The following is a 22,507-nucleotide window of genomic DNA, read 5'->3' as shown; positions in this document are numbered from 1 at the left end:
CGGCAGTGTGGGGGGCGGGGTCATGATCCGGCCGGTGACCGCAGGTGTCGACGGATCTCCGGAGAGCCGCGCCGCCGTCGACTGGGCGGCCCGGGAGGCCCAGCACCGCGGGCGGCCCCTGCACCTGGTGCACGCATGGCCGTGGAAACCACAGCCCTCCGCGTCCGCGGCGGCGAACGAGGCCGAACGGTACTGGGAAGGACGAGTCCTGCGCGCGGAGGCCGACCGGGCCGGCAAGCTGCATCCCGGGCTGCACATCACCCAGGACCACGCATCAAGCGAACCGCTCACCGCTCTGCTCGCCGCCGCGGGATGGACGGAACTGCTGGTCCTCGGATCACAGGGGTTGGGCAGGCTCGCAGGCTTCCTGCTCGGCTGGGTCTCGCAGGGCGTCATCGCCAGGACGCAGCGGCCCGTCGTGCTCGTGCGGGCCGAACCGCAGCCGGAGATCGAGCCCCCGGAGGCCGTCGAAGCGCGGTCCCGGCCCCGTGACGTCGTCGTGGGCCTCGATCTGGACCGCCCGTGCCAGGGGCTGATCGAGTTCGCCTTCGAAGCCGCCCGGGTCAGGCGTGCGGACCTGCACGTCGTCCACGCGTACGACAGCCCGGACGCATACGGATTCGCCTCGACGCGGTACGCGTCACCGGGCGAGCCGGAGCGCATGAAGGAGAAGGCACGCACGCTCACGGAACTCCTCCAGCCCTGGCGGGCGAAGTACGCCGAGGTCGGCGTCAAAGAGTCCGTCGCTCCGGGCCTCACCGCGGAGCGGCTCCTGCACGCGGCGTCCGATGCCGGGCTCCTGATCGTCGGCCGGCGGCCGTACTCGGCGCCGCTCGGCCTGCACACGGGTCCCGTGACGCACGCCGTGCTCCATCACGCCGGCTGCCCCGTCGCCGTCGTTCCGCGTGGATGACCCCCCGATGGGGCTTCTCCACCGGTGCGGGACAACCGGTGGGATCTCGCTCGCGGCGGGTGGGGAGCGGCCGGATTCGCATGGTTGCTTCGCGGCGAGTCCGGCCTACGATGCCTAGTGGACACAAGGGCGAGCGGTACGCGAATCCCGTGGCGCGTGATGGCGCCGACCGCCTCTTGGCCCCCAGCCCCCGGGCCTGCGTCACCGTTCACCCCTTGGCCGGGGTGGCCGGAGCCGCCGCACCCGTGTGCGGCGACTCCGGCCCTTCGTCCCCTCACGGCAGTTCGAGCCGGGGCCATTCCCGCGGACCCCGGGTGCCGTCGAGGACGGGGGGAGCGAGGAGGGTGCGGAGGGGAGCCCACCTCCTCGCGCAGGAGGCCGCCGCCGCGCCGTCCGCGGCCGGGCGGCGGCCGTCCTGCAACACGTCGATACCGCGCAGGGTCCAACGACTCACTGTGGACCCGGATCCACCTCCCATTCGGGCCTTTCGCCATGGGTATGGGCTCACTGTGCGGCGCGTCCATGAGTGCTCTTCGAACCTACTCCCGGGCATCCCGCATGACCCCTGCCCGGCTCGACTTTGGCCGGAGGCAACCGCTCCGGGCGCGAGCGCCTGGGGACCGACTGGCGCACCCGCACCCGCGGTCACCCCGGAACGGTCGCTGCTGTCGCCGCGCCACCCGGGGGCCGCCGCCCGCACCAGCACGTCCCGCCTGCTCCTGGTCCAGGAACGGATCCACCACCCTGCCCACACCGCTTCGTTCGACGCCTCGAAGCTTCCGGCCAATCGACCCATGCCCAACTCGACCGGGCCCGGCCGTCGCTCATCCGCCCCGGCTCATCCCTCACCGTGAGGAGCACTGGTTCTGCTCGCGGCGAATGGTGTCGAGGTCGTGTCAAGAGGAAGGGGCCGCTTTCACTCGTATGGATGGATGATCAGACGCGTTGACGTTTCTGCAACTCCCGCACTTCCTAGGGTGGTTGAGCGTTGCCCCAGCCCCCGGTGACGGTCCGATGACCACGACCCCCCGCCAGCGGGGGCCCCACGTCAGGAACCGCCATGGGCATCCGGGATGCGAACGCAGCGTCAGGGCAGCGCCATTCGATGGCGTTGCCGGAGATAACGCCGGACTCGTACCAGCACGCGCGCACTTATCGCCTTCACGGCGTCACCGTGGTCGAGCTCCGCGGCACCATCGACCTGAGCACCGTCCCTAAGGTCCAGGTGCACACCGACGCCGCCACCACCCCGCCCCGGGCTCAGGTGATCGTGGATCTGCGGCCCGTGCAGTTCCTCGACTGTTCCGCCCTCGGCCTGCTCTGCCGGGCGCGGCGCAGGGCTGTGGAACGTGATGGCCGCCTGGCTCTGGTCTGTGTCCGGCCGTGGCACCTGCGGATCCTGGAAGCCACCGGGCTCAGGGAGCTCTTCCGTCCCCACGCCACAGTCGAGGAGGCCCTCCTCCGCAAACACTGAACCACGTCATGGCCTCCACGAAGCAGAAGGTCCGCTGGAAGCAGCTCGCTCGTGGCGGCGCCGGGCAGCCCACGACGCCAACCGGACCTTCGGAAGGCGCGCGCCGCCGTGAGGCCCGCCCGGTTGCTCAACGCACGGTGAAGGCGACCTCGTGGACGGAGTTGCGGGAGCCGGGCGGCGGCTGCACGCGACCCGCCGCGTCCGTCGCACGGGAACGGACCGTGTGCGGGCCCGGCGGCAGCGAGCCACGCAGGGAGAAGCCCTGCCAGGTCGGCTCGGCGCCGAGGGAGTCGAGCGCGGCCGGTGCCCATGGGCCGCCGTCGACCGAGAGTTCGAGACGGACGACTTCCGTCGTGGACCAGGCGCGCCCCCTGAACGTCACAGTGCCGCCGCGCACTTCCGTACCGTCCGAGGGGGAGAGGATCTTGCTGTTGACGTCGACCTCGCGCACGGGCCGCGGCACGTCACTGCCCAGCAGAGTCCGTGTGTACAACGTCGTGGTGAACATGTGCCGCGGGCGTTCGTCGGTGAGGACGATCCGGGTCAGCCACTTCACCGAGTTCGTGCCGAACATGCGGGGGGCCACGGCCCGCAGCGGATACCCGTGCCGGGGTCTGAGCGGCTCCCCGTTCATGCCGTGGGCCAGAAACACGGTGCGGTGCGCCGTCTCCAGGGGAAGGTCCTTGACGTACGCGAGATTGTCCTCGCCGTGGAAGGTGCCCGTGTCCGCGCCCTGGAAGATCACGTGCCGGGCGGCGGGCAGCGGGGCCGCACGGTCCAGGAGCGCGGCCAGGGGCAGACCCGTCCACTCCACGTTGGTCACCGCGCGTGTCGGTGTGTTGGGACGCAGGGGGCTGCCGAAACACTCGTGGACAGCGGTCATTTGGCGCGCGGGGAGGGCGAGAAGCGCTCTCATGTCCAGGCACAGGGGGCGCTCCACCAGCCCCTCCACCGCCAGCGTCCACGCGGCCGGGTCGATGTCCGGCAGACCCAGGTGGGCGCGGACGAAGACGCGGTCGACCGGAGTGATGAAGTCGGGGCCGGGCGCGGGATCGGCCAGGGAGGGGTCGCCCGGCGGGGGCGTCAGCGGAGCGGTGGGTCCGGGGGCGACCGGGGGCGTGGACGGGTGCTGCGGGGACGGTGCGGTCATCGGGGAGTCCCCATCTCCGCGCCCTCCGACTCCCTGCCGGGCTTCGCGGTGCGGCGGGGCGGCACCGTGTCGAACGCCTTCATCGCCAGGACCAAGAGGGTCAGCATGACCAAGGCCATGGGTGTGATCGGCATGATGAGAAGCCCCCCGGTTCTCGAAGCACGTGCAGGGACAATCCCTGCAAACCCCAGAATCCTAGGGACACTTCATGACGGCGACCACGCATTTTTGGACGGCGGTCCGAGGCCCGGCGGTTGCCGCGTGCCGGTCGGCCCTCGATCCGGGCCTCGGTCTCCGGGCGGTGAACGTCGGTCGCGTGATCCCACGGTGACGCACCTACCTGCAACACCCGTTCCAGGAAGCCCACTTGGGGCACGGGTGCACCCCAAGGGGCAACGGCGGCTCGCCGGTCAACCTTTCGTCGCCGTCCGTAATCTTCTCGTCGGCTCACGGCGCCCTGCCCGGCGGAACGCTACTGACCCGGCCTCGGGGCTCAGGGATGTGCTAAACAGGTAGTAACCAAAGGACTATTTTGCAGCAGCTCAAGCTCGGCGTCATGTCGCAGACCCGCAAAGAGAACGAGCACCGCCTGCCGATCCATCCAGCGCACTTCGACCGCATCGACGTCGACCTTCAGCGCAGCATCTACCTGGAGGCCGGTTACGGAGAACACTTCGGTGTTCCGGACCGTCAGCTCGCACCGTGGGTCGCCGGTTTCCGTTCGCGTGAGGACCTGATCGCGGAGTGCGACGTCATCCTTCTGACCAAGCCGTTGCACGAGGACCTGGCGGAGCTGCGGGAGGGCCAGGTGCTCTGGGGGTGGCCGCATTGCGTGCAGGACGAAAAAGTCACCCAGGCCGCCATCGACCGCAGACTCACGGTGATCGCCTTCGAGGCGATGAACCACTGGACGCGGGAGGGTGGCTTCAGCCTCCACGTCTTCCACAAGAACAACGAACTGGCCGGCTATTCGTCGGTGCTGCACGCCATGCAACTGACCGGGACGACCGGAGACTACGGGCGCAGGCGGCGTGCGGTGGTGATCGGCTTCGGCGCCGCCGCTCGCGGTGCGGTGACCGCGCTGAGCGCGTTGGGCGTTCACGACGTGGACGTCCTGACCGCACGCGGCACCGCCGCCGTCAGCTCGCCGATCCACTCGGCGCGGATCGTGCACTTCGACCACGACGTGGCTGACGGCACCTCCGACCCGCGGCGCAGCAGCGCGCTCACCGAGAACGGCCCGGAGCCCCTGGCGGACTTCCTCGCGGGGCACGACATCATCGTCAACTGCGTGCTCCAGGACACCGCGGCGCCGCTGATGTTCCTCATAGCGGAGGACTTGCCAAAGCTCGCGCCCGGCACCCTCGTCATCGACGTCTCGTGCGACGAGGGCATGGGCTTCGCCTGGGCTCGGCCCACCACCTTCAACGAGCCGATGTTCACCATCGGCGACCACGTGCACTACTACGCCGTGGATCACAGCCCCTCCTACCTGTGGGACGCGGCCACCTGGGAGAACAGCGAGGCGCTGATCCCGTTTCTGCGGCCGGTCCTCCAGGGGCCGGCCGGCTGGGACGGTGACCGCACGATTCGCCGGGCGATCGAGATCCGCGGCGGCACCGTTCAGAACCCCGCCGTTCTGGCCTTCCAGCACCGCGCCGAGGAGTACCCGCACGCGCTGCTGTGAGCCGAAACCGGTGGAGACCCGGGCTTGCAACTCCCGGGTACGTCGTCGCCGCCTTCGTGGCCCGCGGGGCGGCGGCCCGGGCCAGGCGCCCCGCACCCGGCTCTGAGAGCACTCGCCTTCCCGTCGCGGTGAGCGCCTGCGTCGATGGCTGGAACGTCGTCCGCCCGTGACGGAGGGCCCGGGGTTTGACCCAGCACGCGGGCATGCCGTCCCTCACGGGCGGTGCGCCCTCCTACGGCAGGACGAACCCGGCCGTGTCGTGGCTGTTCAGGGGTGCTGCGGGACGTGGAGCCGGCGCAGAGCGCGGCCCATCTCGTGCCGTATTCCGTCCGGGAGTTCCTCGCCTTCCGCGCCGGCCACCAGGGCTGCGGCCACCGCTCGTAGGCTCATGTCACAGTTCTGCGCGACGTCCAGCAACAGGGTGCGAGCCCGCTGTCCGGTGCAGGGCACCAGGACGGTCACCATGCCGAGCGCCCGCTCGATCACCATGCGCGCCGCGGCCGCGCGTCGTAACTTGTCATTGCGCGCCCGGAGTTCGGCCAGTCGACGGTCCGTGGAGGTGTCTCGTCCTGACGTCTCGACCGTCAGTCTCCACCACTCCTGACGCTCCTCGCGCGTGGTGACCGTCCGATACATGCAACCCACCTCACCTGGATCCGTAGCTGTCGGGGTGCCGATGCCCCACGCCGGCGTGGTCGTACGACCCGGACAGGCTGTCTCGCCGGGCCTCAAGTCCCGCCATGGGGGACGTGCTCACAGAAACCCTGAGGGAGAACACCTGGGGCTGGTGGAGACACGTCGGCACTTCTTACATCTGGAGCAGTCGGTCTGTGATCTCGCGGTACTCCTGTAGCGCGACGCGCAGGTCCTCCGTCCCGGCCTGGGTGTCCTGGCTCTGCCAGTTCGCGCGGAGGGCACGTTGGCGTTCTCCGAGCGCACCGTTCAGGCGGGCGACGACGTCGTCGAAGGTGCCGTCGGCCTCCTCCACCGCGTGGCGAGGGCTGTCGATGAAGTTGTTCACGGCCTGTTGGAGACGGACGGACAGCTTCTCCCGCTCACTGGCCGGGAGGAGCTGTGGTTCGAAGCCTGCGGTGCGGGGCAGGCCGTCGGAGTCGGTGAACGGTGTGCGCGGGTCCGTGGTGGAAGCGGGGGTGGAAGCGGGGTTCTGAGGTCCCGGGGTGGGCTGATCCGGGGGGTCCGGGAGGGATGCGGCGGGCTGCCGTGTGCGTTCGGTGTCGTGGGTCATGAGGTGGTGCTTCCCTTCCGATGATGGCGTCCGGGGCCCCGGTGCTGCGGGTCGCGGTGATCGAGGTGGGGACGGCGTGAGGGAGCGGGTTGCTCGGCGGTCATCGCGATGAACAGGCCGCGAGCCCGGATCATGGCCTCGCGCATCTCCTGGGTGGTGCCTTGGCTTCGAGCCGTGGTGTGCAGGTCCCGGTAACCACGGACGTGATCACTGTGGTGGACGGAGAGGGCGGCCACCTGGTCGTCGTAGTGGCTGCCTGGCGGGAAGCCCCGGTCCTCGGCCAGCCGTGACAACAGAGCGTCGGCGTCGGCGACGGCCGTGGACGGCGAGTCGATGAACTGCGCCTGGATGTCGACCCATTGGGCGGCGTAACCCTCGCGGGCCTCAGCAGACAGCGACCGTTCCTTGAGGGCTCCATGCCGCCTCACACGGTCGCCGAGTTCTGCCTCGGCCGCGTTGGTGTCGCCCTTGTGCCGCAGGACGACATGCTCGTATTCGGGGCCGAAGCGCTTCTTCAGCCTCCGCCCGCGGCGCTGCCCGAAGCCGATGACGAGGACGGCTGCCACGATCACGATGACCACAGCGGCCACCACCAGCACGAACATCAACATGGGGTGCCTTTCCGATGCGTGGATGGGAACGTGCCATGGTTCGTCTCCGGTCGCGCCTGCCTCCCGTCGGCCGGACCCGGCGTGCGGTCCTCGTCACGGAGGGGAGGCAGGGACCGGCTCACCTCATCCAGGGCGGGCGCGGGGACGCGCGTAGCAGGTGCCCAGGCCGTGAGGGCAGCAGCCTCCCGTGCGCGGTCCAGCCCTGGTCGGGCGGACAGGTGGTGGCTACCGGTGGCTGCCCGCAGAGCGGCCCGAGCCCATGCGACCGCGCATGAAGAAGCCGACGGCCCACAGGACCAGCAGCACTGCCGCGGCGTACCACAAGAGATGCAGGGAGAAGCCGAACCCGAACAATGTCAGGACCAGCACGATCAGAACGATCCAGAGAAGCATGGCCGGACCTCCGGTTCGCGGGAGTGCGTTCTGCGTTCCGCGGGGTCCTGGCGAAGCGAGGTGGCGGAGGGCGCGCCCCGGAAGTCCCGGAGCGCCGTGGCCCTTGCCCACCCGTCAGTCAACGGCTGCCCGCGACCGTTGTCAACGGCTCGACGCGCCCATCACGCCCGGTGCGGCAGGAAGGGCTCGAAGGAGTGGTGGAGCGACGGGGAAAGGCCGGTCTCCTTGCCGTCCGGCAGCACGCGGCGACAGCACGACGCATGGGAGGGTGGCTCCGATCTCGTGTTTCCGGCGCCGCCGCCAGGACCAGTACGGCCGCCCTCACGTCCCCAACTCATGCGCGCATCCTGGACGTTGACAGGAGACCCGCACGGGAGTTGACTGCCGGACACGGCGCAGGGCATGCCGGCCCACCATTCAGGGCAAGGCTTCGGCTCTCCCGCTCGCCCGGACCCCGCGGAATCCAGGAACGTCCTTTCCGGCACGGAGGCCCGACCATGACGCGGTGGATCCGTTACTCGCGTGCTCATCCCGGTCCCCTCCGACATCAGCTCTCCTGACGGATCCGGTGACCGGCCCCTTGCCGTCCCCCTCGCACCTCGGAGGGGGAGCCCCGGGCGGGTCTCGCATCGAGCGACACGATGAGTGCCCCCAAGTCGGCGCCCCGGAACGGAACATGACGGAGTATCAGGCATATCGGGCACGGTCGAGCGCCGGGGGTGCGCGCCTCCGAGGTCACCAAATGCGCACCGACGCCGGTCCCATGACGCTTACGGCCCGCGGGAACGCGGGTCACACAGCCTGGCGAGGCGCGGAAACCGGACTCAGAATCCCATGCGAGGAGACCAGAATGAACATCAGGACGAAAGCGCGACTGCCGGCAGGCGCGGAAGCGCACGACACGGCACTACCGGCGGCGGGGATGCGGTTGGCCTCCGCGGTGCTGTACGTGTCGGACCTCGGCGAATCGGTCAGGTTCTACCGAGACCTCCTGAACCTTCAGGCTTGTGTGGGCACACGCGAGGCGGCCCTCCTGGTCAGCGACGGTGGCTCCGAGCTCTACCTGCGGGCCCTCGGCGAACGAGCGCCACGAGCGCCCGGCGGCATCGGTGTCCAGTGTCTGATCTGGACCGCGCCGAGCATCTCGGCGCTGCACCGCTGCGAACAGGTGCTCAAGGAACGCGACGCCTACATCGGCACGCAGATCGGCGACGGCTTCACCTGGGCGGAAGGCCGTGACCCCAGCGACGTCCCCGTGGTGATCACACACCCCGAACCCAACGAAACCACACGTACCCACATCACCTCCCGGATCTACGCCTGGTGATCCGGGCGCCGCGCCAGGAGGCCCGCAGTCCGGGCGGGTGCCGCAGCGGAACATGAGGCTGCCCAGGCGGTCCGCCGTGTCATGCGGGCCGGGCCGGGTCCGCACCGTTCGTGTGCCGCACCTCCGACGCACGCGGTTCGCTGCTGAAGCCGGACTCGGTGCGTCGGCCGACTCCTGGGTCGCGGCACCGGATCTCGTACGTGTGCGGCTACCCGCGGTGGCGAGGCGCGGGGCCCATGCCCGGGCGGGCGGCGGGGTCGGCTCCGACCAGGCGCGAAAGGGGTTGAATGGGTAGAATTCGAGTCATGGGAGAGTGGCGGCCCAGCGCGGCGACCGCGCCCGAACTCGTTCTGGAGACGGATTCCGGCTCCACGGTGATGAGTCCGAGCCGGGAGTATCACGTGGGGCGCGACCCTTCGAGCGACATCGTGCTCGACGACGCCCGTGTCTCCTGGCACCACGCCGTCCTCCATGCCGAGCTCGACCACTGGACCATCGAGGACGAGCACAGCACCAACGGCACCTACGCCGACGGGCGGCGCATCCAGGAGGGGGACATCGGGCCGGGCAGCGTCATCCGCTTCGGCAATGTCACGGACGGCCCCCGTGCGGTGCTCGTCGGCCGCGCTCCTCCCGCTCCGGTCGCCGCCGAACGCCCTTCCTCCGTCAGCATGCCGTCGGCCACGGGCACCTTCCGGCAGCCGACCACGGTGCGCCCGTTGCCCGCCCGTACCGTCCGTATCGGCCGCGCCGACGACAATGACGTGGTCATCGACGACCTGGTCGTCTCCCGCCGCCACGCCGAACTGAGGGTCCTCGCCGACGGCACGTACGAGATCGTCGACGTCGGCAGCCACAACGGCACCTACCTCAACGGCCAGCCCGTGGCCCGCGCCCCGGTCGCGCCGGGGGACATCATCGGCGTCGGCCACCACGCGTACTGCCTCGTGGGCGACGAGTTGCAGGAGTACGTCGACACGGGCGAGGTGTCGCTCGACGTCCAGGGCCTGACGGTCACCGTGGACCGGGGCCGCAAGACCCTCCTCGACCAGGTCTCCTTCCCGGTGGGCGAGAAATGCCTGCTTGCCGTCGTAGGGCCCAGCGGCGCGGGGAAGTCCACACTGCTCAACGCCCTCACCGGGCTGCGCCCCGCCGACGGCGGCACCGTCTTCTACGACGGCCGCGACCTCTACCGCGACTACGCGGAGCTCCGCCAGCGCATCGGTCTCGTACCGCAGGACGACATCCTGCACGCCCAGCTCACCGTGCGCCGCGCCCTCGGGTACGCCGCCGAGCTCCGCTTCCCCCAGGACACCGAGAAGGCGGAACGCCGAGCCAGGGTCGACGAGGTCATCCGCGAACTCGGCCTGGAACAACGCGTCGACCAGCCCATCCACAGCCTCTCCGGGGGCCAGCGCAAGCGCGTGAGCGTCGCACTGGAACTGCTCACCAAACCGTCGCTGCTCTTCCTCGACGAACCGACGTCCGGGCTCGACCCCGGCATGGACCGCTCGGTGATGCACATGCTGCGCGGCCTCGCCGACGACGGCCGCACGGTCATCGTCGTCACGCACAGTGTGCTCAGTCTGGATGTGTGCGACCGGCTCCTTGTGCTCGCCGCAGGCGGCAAAATCGCCTACTACGGACCGCCGCAGGACGCGCTCCCGTTCTTCGGCTTCACCCAGTGGCCGGAGGCGTTCGAGGCCTTCGAAGCGGACCGTGAGCGGGACTGGGCCCGGGAGTACCGGGAATCGCCGTTGCACCGGCAGTACATCGCCGGCTCCTCCGCGCAGCCCTTCCCCGGGCCCCTCGCGCAGGCCACCGCCCCCACATCCTTCGCTCCGCCGCCGAAGCCGCAGAGCTGGGGGTCCCAACTCCGCACGCTGGTAAGGCGGTACGCGGCCGCGCTCGGCGCGGACCGGACGTTCCTCGCGATCATGATCGCTCTGCCGTTCGTGATGGGAGCCATGGCGCGCGCCCTCGCGGGGAGCAGGCTGACGCAGGAGACGGCGCTGAACGCCCTGCTCATCCTCTGCGTGGGCGGAGTCCTGACCGGTGCCGCCAACGCCGTCCGCGAGCTGGTCAAGGAACGCGTCATCTACCGGCGAGAACGGGCCGTCGGGCTCTCCAGATCGGCGTACCTGATGTCCAAGGTCGTCGTCCTGGGAACGATCACCGTGCTGCAAGCCGTCGTCCTGACCCTGGTCGCCCTGCTCGGCGTCGACCTCAACGCACCTGGCGGCAAAGGCGTGTTGCTGCCACCCCTGGTCGAGGTCACCTTGGCGGTCGCCGTGCTGGCGTTCACCGCCATGATGCTGGGGCTCCTCGTATCGGCGCTTGTGCGCAAGGAGGAGGTCACGATGCCGCTGCTCGTGCTCCTCGCCATCGTCCAAGTGGTGTTCTGCGGCGCACTTCTCAAGCTGAACGGGGTGCCCGGCGTCGAGCAGCTCGCCTGGCTCGTGCCGTCGCGCTGGGCGCTGGGCGCGATGGCGGGAACCATCGGGCTCGGCAGAATCGTCCCGGGGGATCTGACCACCGACCCGCTGTTCGGGCACTCCGCCGGTGTCTGGCTGCTCAACATGGGCATGCTGGTCGCCCTCTCGGTCGTCTTCGGATACGCGGTCGCGAGGCTGCTGCGCCGCCACGAACCCGCCGTCATGCGGAAGTAGGAGCGCCGGCGATGACCCCCGCGGACTTCCGCCCCACCCATGTCGTCCCCCGAGACGGGCTGCCCGCCTGGGAGGCGCCGGACGTGGAGCGCCCGACGACGCCGCTGGACGCGCTGCTGCCCGTGCAACTGGTCGACCGGCTCGGCGACTGGGGCCGCATCGTCTGCGCCAACGGCTGGTCGGCTTGGGTCGACGGCCGGCTCCTGGTCGCGGTGCCGCGGGATCCCCCGGGCGCGAGCGGCCCCCTGACCCGCACGGCCGACCCGCGCCCACTCCTGGCAAGGACCGAGGACGCGGTCGCCGGCTACCGGCGTGCGGCGGAGGACCTGGCGGGCGGAAGCGTCGACGGGGAAACCTTCCGGCGCCGGACGCGCGGACTCCGGGTCGGTCTGGTCGTGGACGGCGAATCGACATGGCTGTACGACGCCGAACACGAGCGGTGGGTGTACTGCGACGGGGCGCGGCTGAGTACGTACGCGGCGGGGGAGGGGCCGAGTGCCGAGGGGCGAGGTGGCGGGGAGGGTGACGGGGTTGCGGGGGCCGCTGGCGGGGAGAGTGTCGGGATTGCGGGGGCCGGTGGTGGAGAGGGTGTCGGGGTTGCGGGGGCCGGTGGTGGAGAGGGTGTCGGGGTTGCGGGGGCCGGTGGCGGGGCGGGGTCGGTCGCGCCGGAACCGACGCGTGTGGTCGAGTCGGGGATCCCTTCGCCCGATGAGGAGCGCACCGCTGTTGTGCCGGCTGCGGCTGCGGGCGCGGCCGCCCGGCCCGAGATACGCGAGACAGCTGAGGCACCCAAGACAGGTGAGGCACCAGAGACACGGGCGGCACCAGAGACACACACGGCACCGGGGACACACGCGGCACCCGAGACACGCGAGGCACTCGAGATCCCTGAGACGCCCGAGACGCCCGATCCAGATCCGTCACCGCGCCGACCCGGTGACCACTGATGGCACGCGTACTGGGGGAGTCCGGCCCGAGCCCGCACTCCGGGCGGCCCTCCGAGCTGATCGGGCAGCAGATCGCGGGGTACCGGGTCGAGGGCGAGATCGGCCGGGGCGGCATGGCCGTCGTCTACCGCGCCAAGGACCTGCGTCTGGACCGGACCGTCGCCCTCAAGCTGCTCGCCCCCGAACTCGCCCGCAACGACACCTTCCGGCAGCGCTTCACCCACGAGTCACGCGTGGCCGCCGCGATCGAGCACCCGCACATCGTGCCCGTCTTCGAGGCGGGGGAGACGGACGGGGTGCTCTACATCGCCATGCGGTACGTCCCCGGGCGCGATCTGCGCCACCTGCTCGACCACGCGGGCCCGCTCTCCGTTCAAACCGCCCTCCGCATCGCCACGCAGGTCGCGTCCGCGCTCGACGCGGCGCACGACCACGGTCTGGTCCACCGCGACGTCAAGCCCGGCAACATCCTCGTGGCCAAGGGCACGGACAGCGACCACCCGGAGCACGCCTACCTCACGGACTTCGGCCTCACCAAGAAGTCGCTCTCGCTGACCGGGTTCACCACCGTGGGCCAGTTCGTCGGGACCCTCGACTACGTGGCTCCGGAGCAGATATCCGGCCGCCCGGTGGACGGCCGGTGCGATGTCTACAGCCTCGCCTGTGTCGTGTACGAGACCCTGGCGGGCGGGCCGCCGTTCCAGCGCGACGACGACATCGCCCTCCTCTGGGCCCACCAGTACGACGAGCCGCCCCGCCTGACGGAGAAGAGGCCGGGTGTCGCCGCTGCCCTTGACGAGGTCCTCGCGCGGGCACTGGCCAAGAGGCCCGAGGACCGGTACGGCTCATGCCTCGAATTCGCCGCCGCGCTACGGGCCGCGGCCGCGGGAGGCACCGCGCCGGGCCACCCTCCGACGCGGGTGGACCGCCATGTCGTGGGAGTGCCGACGGACCCCGGCGCGCCGCCCGAGCCGCCCCGCTGGGCCCGCCCGGTCTTCCGGGGCCTGTCCGGCTGACCGGCACCCGGCTCTGACCGGCACTGGCTCCGACCCGCACTCGCCTCCGACCCGCACCCGCCTCCGACCCGCACCCGCCTCCGACCCGCACCCGACTCTGGCCCGGGCGCGAGCTCAGGCCCGGGCGGGGTCTGCCGCCACCTCGCCGCGCCGGTGGACCCGCCGCGCGAACAGTCCGCCGAGGAACCCGGAGACCAGACCCCAGGCCAAGGCCAGGAGCAGCGCTCGCCACAGGACGGGCCGCAGCTCCACCAGGCCGGAGAGACCACCGCCGAGGTCCCCGATGCCGAGGAGCGAGAGGCCGTAGTGGGCGGACAGGCCGGCGAGTAGGCAGACGGCGAGCACGGCGAGCGTCAGCGCCACCGCCATGTGTACGGCGTGCTGCCAGACCCGTACCCGCGCCGGGGACCGGGCCGCCATCAGGAACGCGGCGCCCAGCACCATCACGGCCGCCACGACCAGCAGCCACCACACCCGGCCATCGCGCTCGGCCAGCGTGTGCAGACTGAGCGTGGTATCGGTCGGCGTACGCAGTACGGCATCGAGGACCTGCGGCATGGGCAGCCCGAACGGCCCGTCCACCCGCCCCTCCCAGGACGCGCCGAGACCGAGGGTGAAGGCGAGCCAGACAAGGTTGGGCAGCCCGAGCAGCAGTACCGCGAGCGTCGCGGCGGCATGCCCCCGCGTCGCCACCACGACGAGGCCGATGACGAACCCCAGGACGACGTACGACAGCAGCAGGACCACCATCGCGAAGGCCGCGGGGCGTACCGACTCCTGGAAGCGCAGCAGGCGGCCGGGGAGCGGCGCCCCGCGCGAGACGAGCAGGACCACGACGAGGACGCCCGCCAGCCACAGCAGTCCGAAGAGAAGGGTCAGCGGTACGTCGGTCTCGAACCCGACCTTCGGCGAGGAGTCCAGGGCATCGCCGATGTCGGCGGCGGGCCCGTCCCCGAGCGCGATCGCGAAGCGGTGCCGGGCCAGCAGGCCGAGGCCGATGAGGAGCAGGAGCCAGAGCACCGCGATCCGGGCGGCCCAGCCGGCGAGTTCCTTCACGTCGGCGACGGCCCGGTGCCGCAGCGGGCGGAGGAACCCGGCGGCGATCGCCAGAGCCCCGAGGAGGCTGACGGAGAGCGGGAGCACGGAAAGCCCGGCGTTCGTCTCCGCGATCACTCCGGCGTCACCGGAGAGCGTTACGGAACCGCCGACCGCCATCACGACCACGGCCGCCACGACACTCGGGAACGCCCCGCCGGGCAGGTCGGCTGCGCCCGCCGCCCACAGGCCGAGTCCGGCGACGACGGCCATGGCCACCCCGGAGGAGACCACGGCCACCAGGGCGTGGGGCCAGCCGTGGGGTGCCCGTCGGCCCTGCTCCGCGCGTTGCGCCGCTGTCCGCCGCGGCGGTGTCTGCTCGCTCACGTTGTCACGCTAAGCAGCGCCGGACCGGCCCGCCCGTCGGGAGGGCCGACCGCGTCGTCGGCTTGCGGGCTCCCGGGAGCCGGTGCACACAATGGGCGCGTAAAGGGATGAAACGTACACCGCGGGGCTCCCGGGCCGGACCCGATCGCACCGGGACCTGGCCCTCTTACACCGGGCCTCTTACACCGGGGGCTCCCAGCCACGGGCCGCCTGCACCGGGGTCCGCTCGCACCGGGCCCCTCAACTCGGGTTCCCCGTAAGCCAGTTCCCCCCCACGCAGGGAGAGAGTGTTCGTGAGCGTCGAGCCGCCGTCGTCAGGACGCCCCACAGGACCGCCTTCGGGCCCGCTCTCGGGTCCTTCGCAGCCGAGCCCGTCCGGGCCGGGCGACACCCAGGCGGGCGCGACCCGCGCGGACTCGACGCCGCCTCCGGGGGCCGAGCGTCCGTCGGGGCCGCCGGGCGGAGGCCCGCCGAGCGGTACGGGCGGCGGTGGGCACGGCGGCGGACCCGATGAGCCGAACGCGGGCGCCGGTGCGAGCCCCGGGCCGTCCCGGCCCTGGTGGAAGTCCGCGCCCCGCGTCGCGGCGATCGCCGCCGTCGTGGTGGCGGCCGTGGTGGCGACCGTCGTCCTCACTCGCTCCGGCGGCTCGTCGGGCGGCTCGTCCGAGGCGGGCGGCGAGGTCCTCCTCCAGCCCGCGGCCAAGTCGGGGCCCGACCCGTTCACCGGGTCGACGGCCCGGGGCGACGCCACTCCGGCTTCCCCGGTGGCGCTGCCGAGCTCGTCGGCCTCGGCCAATGTGACGCGAGGGGTCGACGGCTCCGCACCCGGCCTGTACGGCGGAACGCGGAAGGTCGGTAGCTGCGACGTGGAGAAACAGGTCGGCGCGCTCCAGAAGGACCCGGCCAGGAACAAGGCGTTCGCCTCCGTCCTCGGCATCGAGCCGTCCGGCGTGCCCGGCTATCTGCGTGCGCTCACGCCCGTGCGGCTGCGGCTGGACACCCGGGTGACCAACCACGGCTACCGCGACGGCGCCCCCACCAGCTACCAGGCCGTACTCCAGGCCGGTACCGCGGTACTGGTCGACGACCGGGGCGTGCCGCGGGTGCGCTGCGCCTGCGGCAACCCGCTGCTGCCGCCCGTCGCGCAGAAGGGCACGCCGAAGCGGACGGGTGAGGCGTGGCCCGGGTACCAGCCCTCCAACGTCGTGGTCGTGTCGCCCGCCGTGCAGGTGGTGAACAAATTCGTCGTCTACGACCCGGACGGCGGTGCCTGGTTCGAACGGCACAAGGGCGACACGGGCACCGGCGACACCAAGACGAACCCGCCGGTGACCGCCCCCTCCACGCCGCCCTCCACGCCCCCTTCCTCGCCTTCCTCACCCTCGTCCGTCCCGCCGTCCGCCGACGAGTCGTCCTCGCCGTCCAGCCCGTCGCCCTGCGTCTCGCTCTCCGCCGGCCCGTCCTCGGCGAAGCCCTGCACACCCGTGTCCGTCCCGCCGTCGGCCCCGCCCTCCTCTCCCTCCTCGCACCCCCCGTCCTCGCCCGCCACCCAGCCCCCCTCCTCGGCCACGCAGCAGTCCCCCGCGACGTCCGAACCCGCGCCACCCCCCTCCTCCTCACAGGCGGACGGGGGTTCATGACCCAGACCTTGGAGGCGCGGACAGACGCGCCCTCTCCAGGCCCTGACCCGTCGCCTCCACAACGCCGGCCATGTCCCTCAACCCGTCCGGCAGGTGCGCGCGTTGCTCCTCGGCCTCGGCCCTGAGCAGGACAGGCGGGAGTTCACCCACCTACGCCGGTTGCGCCGCCTGCGGATCCGCTGGGAGATCCGCGACGGCGTCCACGAAGCCTTCCTCGCCCTCGGATGCGCAGGCACCCGCTGGCGGCGCCTGAACTCATGGCGGTAGGAGTCCTTGCCACGGCGACCGCCACCCCTCCGGTGACCGCCTCGGGATGGTGGTGCGAGACCGCGCCCTGGCGGGCGGCCTGCTCAACGACCACGTCGAGGTCGGCAGGGTGCGGGACGGCTTGGTCTGTGACCTCGAAGTCGCCGGACGCTCGTCGGTGTACCGCGCACGGCTGATGCCTGGGCACCCAACTGTGGGGGCGGGCCGGTTCTGCGGCGTATCGGGGGCGCCGGGCTCGGCCGGCTTGCCCTTGCCCTTGGGGGATCGCGCTGGACCGACGGTCGGCGGCCGCCCTGCCGAGGCCGGCTCGCAAGGCCCCGGATCTTCGCCGGCGCGGAGGGAAGCGGGCCCAGGGACGGCGTCCGGGGCTTGCCTGGGTCGGCCGGTTCAGGGGTGACGTGTTTGGGCCGCTCGTGGTGGCGGTCGGGTGACACGGGTTTTGCCGCGGGCGGCTGCCGGGGACTGATCACCCTGTTCCTTACCCAACCGCTCGAACAGGAGCCATCATGCGTATGCGCACCACCCTGGCCGCCGGCGCCCTCGCCGTCGCAGCGATCCTCGGCAGCACCGGCACCGCGCTGGCCCACGACGGGTACGACAACCACCACTCCGGCGGCGGCAGCGGCGCCTGCGGCCAGTTCGCCGCGGCGGACGGCGGCCACGCCGCCTGGGGCAACGGCTGCAAGCACTCGCAGTGGCAGGGCCTGATGCCCGGGCACGGCGGCTACTAGGGTCTCCCCTCGGCCCAGCTCCTCGGAGCCGGAACGAGCACGGAGTACGAGCACGGAGCACTAGCACGGTACGAGCGCGGAGTACGAACAAAGAGTTCGCGCACCGGGAGCGGGCACGGGGTACGAGCACCTCGTTCGAGCCCGGAGTGCGAGCACCGGGTTCGCGTACGCCGCATGCGTACGCAGGGCGCGTCCCGCCTCATGGCGGCACGCGCCCTGCCGCTCGTGCGGGCACCCCGGGGCTCAGGCACTCAGGCACTCAGGCTCCCCGGTGGCCCCGCGACGCTGGGCCGTTCGGCCCCTTGGGGTTCGGCGCTAGAAGGTGCGCGGGGTGAACCAGGTCGCCTGGCTGGTCGGGTGGGTCAGGTCGAATGTCGTGCCGGACAGACGGCGGTCGAAGCCCAGGGAGCCGACATAGCGGCCCCTCAGGCCGTTCGACCAGCCGATGGTGAACGAGATGTTGGACCCGTCCACCGAACCGTTCTCGATGGTGCCGACGGCGTCGGAGTAGGAAGCGGTCCCGAAGAGCGTGCCGCTGCCGTCCTGGGTCACATTGAGCGTCGCCGTCGTGGAGTTGCTCTGAACGAGCTGCCAGGTGCCGCTCGCGTTGAACGCGGGCGCGGTGGCGTGGGCCGCCCGGGGCGTCGCGATCGCGGTGGTGGTGGCGGCGGCGGCCGGAGCCAGGGCCAGACCGCCCATGCCCAGAAGGATGGCGAGACCGGCGGTAGCGAGCTTGGTGCGCATAGCTGATTCCCTTCGATGGTGCCTGGTCGCTGCACTGCGGATCCGGTCGCGCGGAGCGGATCCAGTGCTCCCCACCGCTGGTGTTCGTCCCGGTGGCCGGGACCCGGTGTGGACACCACCGATAGTGATCCGGTGGACGGGCTGCGGATATCCCGGGATTTAGGGGGTTGCATTCGGCTACCTTCGGGGCGTGACCGCGAGGTTGGATCCGATCTGCCGTACCGTCCTGGGCCGAGCGGCCGATGCCGTGAGCGTGACGGATCTGGGCACTGAGATCTCCCATCAGGTGGCCCGGGTCATCCCGCACGACGGCTATCTGCTGGTGGGTCTGGATCCGGCCAGCGGAGCGGGTTGCTTCCACACCGGTGTGCGCGGCTACCGCTCCGGCGTCGCGCACCGGCTCAGGACCGACGCGGCTCTCGACGCCCATCCGCACCCGTTCGCCCGTCTGGCCGCCGGGCCGTGCCCCGTCGGTGTTCTCGGCGCGGATCAGCCGGAGTTCCGGCACAGCGCGCGGGTGCACGACGTCATGGCCGGCGCGGGCATCGTCAGCGAGATGCGGCTCGCGCTGATGGCCTCGGGTGTGATGCGGGGGATGCTGATCCTGCTGCGGGAACACGGCAGCAGGCCCTTCTCGACCGCCGACGCGGATCACGCGGCCCGGCTGGCGAGGCCGCTCGCCGCCGCGCTGATGCGATTCGTCGGCGGCAAGGCTCTGCGGCCGTCCGGCCGCACACCCCTTCCACCGGCCGTCGTGGTGATCGGCGCCGATGACAGGATCAGGTCGATGACCCCGTCCGGACAGGAGTGGTTGCGCGAGCTGGGGCTGTCTTCCCCGTCTCCGGCAGACGACGAACCCACCTTCGTCGGGACGCAGTTGAACATGACCCATCTCGCCCGCCCGTCCAACGGCCCCGCCGTCACCCGGATCCCGATGCCTCAGGGGTGGGTCGTGCTGCATGCCCAGGGGCTCTCGGGCGCGGGAGCGGGGGAGGGAGAGGTGGTCGTCACCATCCAGGGTGCTTCGGCCCCGCTGCTCCTGCCGGCGGTCGCTGCCTGGTACGGGATCACTCCCAGGGAGCGGGCCGTCATCGAGCAGGCCCTCGAAGGACTGCCGGTCAAGCAGATCGCCCGCCGCCTCGGCCTGTCCGCGCACACGGCCAATGACCACTTCAAGGCCATCTACCGCAAGACGGGCGTGAGCGGCCGCGACGAACTCGTCGCCGGACTCTCCTGAACGGCGGGCTCCGGGGCGGCCGTTCTCGTAGTCGGTGCGTGTCGGTGCGTGTCGGCGCCAGTGGCGCGTGAGGCGCCCGCGCATGGGCGTGCGGGGGGTGGGTACGTCCACTGCCGTACGCAGGGTGTCGCGGAAGCGGCCCACGAGCGAAGGGTGTGTCTCACGTGATTCGAAAGTTGCAGGCGGTCGCGCTGGACTGTGCCGATCCGGTACGGCTCGCCGCGTTCTACGCGGAACTCCTCGGCGGCCGGGCCACCGCGGACCCCGATGACTCCGACTGGGTCGAGGTCAGCGGATTCGAGGGAACGACCTTGGCCTGCCAGCGGGTTGAGGGTTACCAGCCGCCGCAGTGGCCCGGTCAGGAGCGGCCGCAGCAGCTCCATCTGGACTTCGACGTGGACGATCTCGACGCGGAGGAGAAGCGGGCGCTCGCCCTCGGCGCGACGCTGTTGGAGCGTACCGACGAGGTTCGCCCGGGCTCCAACTGGCGGGTCTACGCGGACCCGGCCGGCCACCCCTTCTGCCTCTGCGTCCACTGAGTCCCGCGTCGGCCGACTCCCCCTCCCTTTCTCTTCGGTTGGATTCGCGGCTCGTGGTGGGCACCGCCGCCGCGATGCCGCGCTCCGCCTGGCGCAACGGCTTCGTACGCGAGGGCGTACCGCACTCCTCGGCCCGGGTGACCGGCGCGTTCCGGGCCGAGGTGGTGCTCGGCCCCTCGCCCGGGGCGGGGCCCCGCTCCCTCTTTCGTCGTGTGACGCGTGTCACGGCTGCCCCATGTCACGAATGGCAGGGCAGCTTGCGTCTGGTGGTCGTCCGCACGGCGGGAACGACCGAAACGAAAGAGGCAGCGGAGCGATGAACACGACAAAGGCACAGCCGCACGAGGTTCTGGTCCTGGGCGCCGGTTACGCCGGGCTCGGAGCGGCGATCCAGCTCGCGGTCCGCACCAAGAAGCGCGGGAACCTGCGGGTCACGCTGGTCAACCCGTACGACACCTTCACCGAGCGGCTCCGGCTGCACATGACCGCCACCGGCCAGGAGACGGCCGAGATGAACATCGCGGAGATGCTCGACGGCACCGGGGCCGAGTTCGTACGCGGCTGGGTCACCGCCGTGGACGCGGCGGCGAAGACCGTCCGGATCGACGACGACCGGGTCCTGCGCTACGACACCCTGGTCTACGGCCTGGGCAGCATCGCGGACACCACGGCCGTCCCCGGAGTGGACGACCACGCGTACACCTTCAACAGCCCCGAGGACGCCGCCGTCCTCGCCGACCGGCTGGCCCGGCTCGACACCGGCACGGTCGTGGTCGGCGGCAGCGGCCTCACCGGCGTCGAGGCCGCCGCGGAGATCGCCGAGCGGCACCCCGAGCTCCACGTGGTGCTGCTGGGGCGGCAGGAGCCGGGCGTGGGCATGCATCCCAAGGCCAAGGCCTACATGGACGCGGCGCTCGCCCGGCTCGGCGTGGAGGTGCGCGGGGGCGTCGAGGTGACCAAGGTGCTGCCGGACAGCGTCGAGCTCGCGGACGGGACCGGCATCGAGGCCGCCGCGGTGCTGTGGACGAGCGGCACCCGGGTCTCGCCGCTGGCCGCCGCCGCGGGTCTGACCGTCGACGAGCGCGGCCGGGTGGTCACCGACGGCGCGTTGCGCTCGGTCTCCCATCCGGACGTCTACGCCGTGGGTGACGCGGCCGCGATCCGGCAGGGGTACGGAGTGATGCACGGAACCTGCCAGGGCGGCATGCCCACCGGCGTGCACGCGGCCCTCTCGATCCTGCGGGTGCTGGCGGGCAAGGAGCCCAAGCCGTTCCGCTTCGGCTACTACCACACCCCCGTCAGCCTGGGCCGCAACGACGGCGTCGTACAGTTCACCCGCCCCGACGACAGCCCGCGCCGGATCGTGCTGACCGGCAAGCGTGCCGCCAAGTACAAGGAGACGGTCAGCGCCGCGCCGTGGCCGACCTTTGCCCGTATGAAGAAGATGCCCGCCTCGGGCGCCTTCTGGCCGCACGGCGGCCGCTACACCCGTACCCGGAGTGCCAAGTGACCCAGCCGCGGCAGGCCGACGCCGACCAGCTCGCGTTCCAGCAGTACCGCACCCTGCTCTTCTCCGTCGCCTACCGCATCCTCGGCACCGCGGCCGACGCCGAGGACGTGGTCCAGGACGCCTGGCTCAAGTGGTCGGCGGCCGACCGCTCCCAAGTGGCCGACCCCAAGTCCTACTTGACCCGTATCGTCTCCAACTTGGCGATGGAGCTGCTGCGTTCGACCCGGCACCAGCGCGAGACCTATGTCGGGCCCTGGCTGCCCGAGCCGATCCTCACCGGCCCGGACACGGCCGACGGCGTGGTCGCGGCGGACTCGGTCTCCATGGCCCTCCTGGTCGTCCTGGAGACGCTGAGCCCCCTGGAGCGTGCGGTCTTCGTCCTGAAGGAGGTCTTCGCGTTCAGTTACGGGGAGATCGCGGAGGCGGTGGAGCGCTCGGAGGCGGCCGTGCGGCAGGCCGCCCACCGCGCCCGCGAACACGTCCAGGCCCGCAGGCCCCGGTTCGCCACGGACCGTACCCGCCAACACGACGTCGCCGAGCGGTTCTTCGCGGCGGCGACGGGCGGGGACATCAACACCCTCATGGAACTGCTCTCGCCGGATGTGACGCTGTGGACCGATGGAGGTGGCAAGGTCCGCCAGGCCCTCAAGCCGGTCATCGGCCTGGAGACCGTGGCGCGCTGGTTCGCCGCGCTCGGCAGTACGACCTATCAGGGCATCGAACCCGGGCAGATGCGGGCGGAGCTCACCTCGATCAACGGCGGCCCGGGGCTGGTCTTCCGGGGCCCGGACCGGGTGATCGCCACGATGACCTTCGACTTCGACGCCGAGGGCCGCATCTCGGCCATCCACAATGTGGCCAACCCCGACAAGCTCCAGGCCGTGACCGACGGCACTCGGCATGAACTCGCCTGAGGCGGGCGGCAGTTGGCGACGTGCGCAGGGTCCGGAAGCGCCCGGACCCTGCGCCCCAGGGGCGGCCATC

The 22,507-nt window shown here is 71.5% G+C and carries 22 protein-coding genes and 1 pseudogene; 14 read left to right on the top strand and 9 right to left on the bottom strand.

Annotated elements, in window-relative coordinates; all coding sequences use genetic code 11:
• The first annotated feature begins 34 nt into the window (after positions 1-34).
• Positions 35-913 carry a universal stress protein gene (locus N4G70_RS26330; protein ID WP_261715195.1) on the top strand — a complete coding sequence of 293 codons (879 nt, stop codon included), beginning with the start codon at positions 35-37 and terminating at the stop codon, positions 911-913.
• A gap of 274 nt (positions 914-1,187) precedes the next feature.
• Here N4G70_RS26330 and N4G70_RS26325 read toward each other — a convergent pair whose 3' ends face one another.
• Entirely contained in the window at positions 1,188-1,367 is a 180-nt protein-coding gene (locus N4G70_RS26325; RefSeq protein WP_261715194.1) for a hypothetical protein, read from the bottom strand.
• Between the two features lie 606 nt (positions 1,368-1,973).
• Here N4G70_RS26325 and N4G70_RS26320 point away from each other — a divergent pair.
• The gene (locus tag N4G70_RS26320) at positions 1,974-2,387 is read left to right on the top strand and encodes an STAS domain-containing protein (RefSeq protein WP_261715193.1); all 414 of its coding nucleotides are present in this window, start codon (positions 1,974-1,976) and stop codon (positions 2,385-2,387) included.
• 127 nt (positions 2,388-2,514) lie between these two features.
• On the opposite strand, the gene N4G70_RS26315 is transcribed toward N4G70_RS26320, so the two are convergent.
• Both N4G70_RS26315 and N4G70_RS26310 read right to left on the bottom strand, forming a co-directional pair.
• The gene (locus N4G70_RS26315) at positions 2,515-3,537 is read right to left on the bottom strand and encodes a molybdopterin-dependent oxidoreductase (RefSeq protein ID WP_261715192.1); all 1,023 of its coding nucleotides are present in this window, start codon (positions 3,535-3,537) and stop codon (positions 2,515-2,517) included.
• On the bottom strand, positions 3,534-3,671 hold the full coding sequence (locus N4G70_RS26310) for a hypothetical protein (RefSeq protein WP_261715191.1): 138 nt from the start codon (positions 3,669-3,671) through the stop codon (positions 3,534-3,536). The genes N4G70_RS26315 and N4G70_RS26310 overlap by 4 nt, the downstream gene beginning before the upstream one ends.
• Before the next feature lie 398 nt (positions 3,672-4,069).
• On the opposite strand from N4G70_RS26310, the gene N4G70_RS26305 reads away from it, so the two are divergent.
• Positions 4,070-5,224, top strand: a complete 1,155-nt coding sequence (locus N4G70_RS26305; protein WP_261715190.1) for a N(5)-(carboxyethyl)ornithine synthase — start codon at positions 4,070-4,072, stop codon at positions 5,222-5,224.
• 267 nt (positions 5,225-5,491) lie between these two features.
• Here the strand turns inward: N4G70_RS26305 and N4G70_RS26300 are convergent, their stop codons facing one another.
• From N4G70_RS26300 to N4G70_RS26285, 4 genes are all read right to left on the bottom strand, one after another.
• Positions 5,492-5,860, bottom strand: coding sequence for an ANTAR domain-containing protein (locus N4G70_RS26300; RefSeq protein WP_261715189.1), 369 nt, complete (start codon positions 5,858-5,860; stop codon positions 5,492-5,494).
• 172 nt (positions 5,861-6,032) lie between these two features.
• Positions 6,033-6,470 carry a hypothetical protein gene (locus tag N4G70_RS26295; RefSeq protein WP_261715188.1) on the bottom strand — a complete coding sequence of 146 codons (438 nt, stop codon included), beginning with the start codon at positions 6,468-6,470 and terminating at the stop codon, positions 6,033-6,035.
• On the bottom strand, positions 6,467-7,081 hold the full coding sequence (locus tag N4G70_RS26290; protein ID WP_261715187.1) for a hypothetical protein: 615 nt from the start codon (positions 7,079-7,081) through the stop codon (positions 6,467-6,469). Before N4G70_RS26290 ends, N4G70_RS26295 begins: the two co-directional genes overlap by 4 nt.
• 225 nt (positions 7,082-7,306) lie before the next feature.
• Positions 7,307-7,474, bottom strand: a complete 168-nt coding sequence (locus N4G70_RS26285; RefSeq protein ID WP_261715186.1) for a hydrophobic protein — start codon at positions 7,472-7,474, stop codon at positions 7,307-7,309.
• Positions 7,475-8,324: 850 nt separating this feature from the next.
• Here N4G70_RS26285 and N4G70_RS26280 point away from each other — a divergent pair.
• From N4G70_RS26280 to N4G70_RS26265, 4 genes are all read left to right on the top strand, one after another.
• Positions 8,325-8,801 carry a VOC family protein gene (locus N4G70_RS26280; RefSeq protein WP_261715185.1) on the top strand — a complete coding sequence of 159 codons (477 nt, stop codon included), beginning with the start codon at positions 8,325-8,327 and terminating at the stop codon, positions 8,799-8,801.
• 305 nt (positions 8,802-9,106) lie between these two features.
• Positions 9,107-11,470: an FHA domain-containing protein gene (locus tag N4G70_RS26275; protein WP_261715184.1), complete on the top strand. Its 2,364-nt coding sequence runs from the start codon at positions 9,107-9,109 to the stop codon at positions 11,468-11,470.
• An 11-nt stretch (positions 11,471-11,481) separates the two neighbouring features.
• Positions 11,482-12,417: a hypothetical protein gene (locus tag N4G70_RS37055; protein WP_315904294.1), complete on the top strand. Its 936-nt coding sequence runs from the start codon at positions 11,482-11,484 to the stop codon at positions 12,415-12,417.
• Positions 12,417-13,433: a serine/threonine-protein kinase gene (locus N4G70_RS26265; protein WP_261715183.1), complete on the top strand. Its 1,017-nt coding sequence runs from the start codon at positions 12,417-12,419 to the stop codon at positions 13,431-13,433. Before N4G70_RS37055 ends, N4G70_RS26265 begins: the two co-directional genes overlap by 1 nt.
• Before the next feature lie 114 nt (positions 13,434-13,547).
• Here N4G70_RS26265 and N4G70_RS26260 read toward each other — a convergent pair whose 3' ends face one another.
• Positions 13,548-14,855 carry a streptophobe family protein gene (locus N4G70_RS26260; protein WP_261715182.1) on the bottom strand — a complete coding sequence of 436 codons (1,308 nt, stop codon included), beginning with the start codon at positions 14,853-14,855 and terminating at the stop codon, positions 13,548-13,550.
• Positions 14,856-15,148: 293 nt separating this feature from the next.
• On the opposite strand from N4G70_RS26260, the gene N4G70_RS26255 reads away from it, so the two are divergent.
• Together N4G70_RS26255 and N4G70_RS26250 are read left to right on the top strand one after the other, a co-directional pair.
• Positions 15,149-16,495, top strand: coding sequence for a DUF6777 domain-containing protein (locus N4G70_RS26255; protein ID WP_261715181.1), 1,347 nt, complete (start codon positions 15,149-15,151; stop codon positions 16,493-16,495).
• A gap of 773 nt (positions 16,496-17,268) precedes the next feature.
• Positions 17,269-17,493, top strand: a complete 225-nt coding sequence (locus tag N4G70_RS26250; protein WP_261715180.1) for a hypothetical protein — start codon at positions 17,269-17,271, stop codon at positions 17,491-17,493.
• Positions 17,494-17,808: 315 nt separating this feature from the next.
• Here the strand turns inward: N4G70_RS26250 and N4G70_RS26245 are convergent, their stop codons facing one another.
• Positions 17,809-18,237 carry a hypothetical protein gene (locus N4G70_RS26245; protein WP_261715179.1) on the bottom strand — a complete coding sequence of 143 codons (429 nt, stop codon included), beginning with the start codon at positions 18,235-18,237 and terminating at the stop codon, positions 17,809-17,811.
• Between the two features lie 190 nt (positions 18,238-18,427).
• Here N4G70_RS26245 and N4G70_RS26240 point away from each other — a divergent pair, with 190 nt between their 5' ends.
• From N4G70_RS26240 to N4G70_RS26220, 5 genes and pseudogenes are all read left to right on the top strand, one after another.
• Positions 18,428-19,474 carry a helix-turn-helix transcriptional regulator gene (locus tag N4G70_RS26240; protein WP_261715178.1) on the top strand — a complete coding sequence of 349 codons (1,047 nt, stop codon included), beginning with the start codon at positions 18,428-18,430 and terminating at the stop codon, positions 19,472-19,474.
• 164 nt (positions 19,475-19,638) lie between these two features.
• Positions 19,639-20,013, top strand: coding sequence for a VOC family protein (locus N4G70_RS26235; RefSeq protein ID WP_261715177.1), 375 nt, complete (start codon positions 19,639-19,641; stop codon positions 20,011-20,013).
• Positions 20,014-20,084: 71 nt separating this feature from the next.
• A pseudogene (locus N4G70_RS26230) lies at positions 20,085-20,186 on the top strand (N-acetyltransferase); the annotation flags it as partial.
• A gap of 143 nt (positions 20,187-20,329) precedes the next feature.
• Positions 20,330-21,523, top strand: a complete 1,194-nt coding sequence (locus tag N4G70_RS26225) for an NAD(P)/FAD-dependent oxidoreductase (protein ID WP_261715176.1) — start codon at positions 20,330-20,332, stop codon at positions 21,521-21,523.
• Positions 21,520-22,437, top strand: a complete 918-nt coding sequence (locus tag N4G70_RS26220) for an RNA polymerase sigma-70 factor (RefSeq protein WP_261715175.1) — start codon at positions 21,520-21,522, stop codon at positions 22,435-22,437. The genes N4G70_RS26225 and N4G70_RS26220 overlap by 4 nt, the downstream gene beginning before the upstream one ends.
• The last annotated feature ends 70 nt before the right edge of the window (positions 22,438-22,507 follow it).

Source organism: Streptomyces sp. ASQP_92, from assembly GCF_025399895.1.
Taxonomy (GTDB): domain Bacteria; phylum Actinomycetota; class Actinomycetes; order Streptomycetales; family Streptomycetaceae; genus Streptomyces.
Note: the sequence above shows the minus strand (reverse complement) of the source record. Positions and strands in the feature narration are given on the sequence as shown.